Origin of the sequence: Pseudomonas sp. IT-P74 (assembly GCF_949768175.1) — a bacterium.
In the GTDB taxonomy this organism is placed as follows: Bacteria; Pseudomonadota; Gammaproteobacteria; order Pseudomonadales; family Pseudomonadaceae; genus Aquipseudomonas.
Map to the genome: position 1 here is coordinate 1 of NZ_CATKQD010000035.1, position 1,190 is coordinate 1,190.

Genomic DNA, 1,190 nt, shown 5'->3' on the forward strand with positions numbered 1-1,190 from the left:
AGCGGCGCTGATCGGGGTAGCTTTCGATGTAGTTGGACTAGCAAAAGCCCGCAATCAAAATAATGCATCTCTAGCTGGAATTTATTTTATTAGAGCTGCGGCTCAAGCTGGATCTGCGCTCTTTTCAACAGCCATTGGATTGGCAGCGGCCGCCCCATATCTGGAACGACTAATGCAGATACACGGACGAAATCGTTTTTTGATATATGCCCATCAGACGTCCACACAGCTTGCATCGAAAATGGCTTTTATGCTGCGTTGGTGCATACGAATCAACCTGGTGATTTTCGCCGCTTCCGTCGCGTTAGAAATGCTGCTCCCCAATGAGCTTCAGAACTACTTGAACCACTGTACTTTCCGAAAGGATCGAAGCAATGGAACCCCAAAATCCGTAGAGCAAGAGCTAAAAAACTTTCACAAAGCTATCGAGGCAACCCTCTAATGTATTTTTTTGAATGGCTTATGCACAATGGGCGTGCGACGACTGATTACGAAGCATTGGCAAGAGAAGCTGACCAGCAAATAGCGAATAAAGAAAAGCTCCCGCCTATCCGGGTAACGCAACCGGTTTTCCAATCGATTTCGGACAACGAATCTCTTTACAACTACAACTCAACCTATATTGATGTGCGTACTCCAAACGATGAGAAGCGTGGGATGATCACGCTAATTGCCGGGGGAGCAGGATCAATGCTTTTAGCGATGCTATGCATATTGCTCCCCTATATAGGTGAAGAATATCTTTACTTGCTCAATGGAAAAGGCATACGTTGGAAAACTATTGAATATTTATTCATGTGGACAATCCCCATAATGTCCTTGGCTTCAGTTTATTTCTACATTAAACATGTTTTCCCCTACCTTCGACTCGAAGCATTCACCGCCCGACGCCTGATCGTCCGCTTCAACCGCGTCACCCGCAAGATCTACCTGCTTCGCCCCAAACACTTGGGAGGCATTGTCGCCTTGGACTGGGACACCGCCGAAGTCTGCATCAACCCGAAGATGTCCGAACTGGACGGCACCGGAGGCTTCGTCATGCTGGGATGGGACAAGGAAACCCACTCCGTCCGTGACGCCGACGGCCATCTCAAGGACGACTTCGAAATCACCTTCGTGGGCAAGCCAACCCGTAACGCCTCCGAACTGTTGGCGTTCTGGGAATACATTCGGCGCTACATGGAAGAGGG

General features: G+C 48.7%; 2 protein-coding genes. Both read left to right on the top strand.

Features of this window, described 5'->3' with window-relative positions; genetic code table 11:
* Positions 1 to 442: hypothetical protein (locus tag ACM6J5_RS18450; protein WP_414929103.1), on the top strand; the 442-nt coding region annotated here is incomplete at its 5' end.
* The coding region (locus tag ACM6J5_RS18455) for a DUF6708 domain-containing protein (RefSeq protein ID WP_414929104.1) at positions 442 to 1,190 on the top strand (749 nt) is incomplete at its 3' end. The genes ACM6J5_RS18450 and ACM6J5_RS18455, both read left to right, overlap by 1 nt.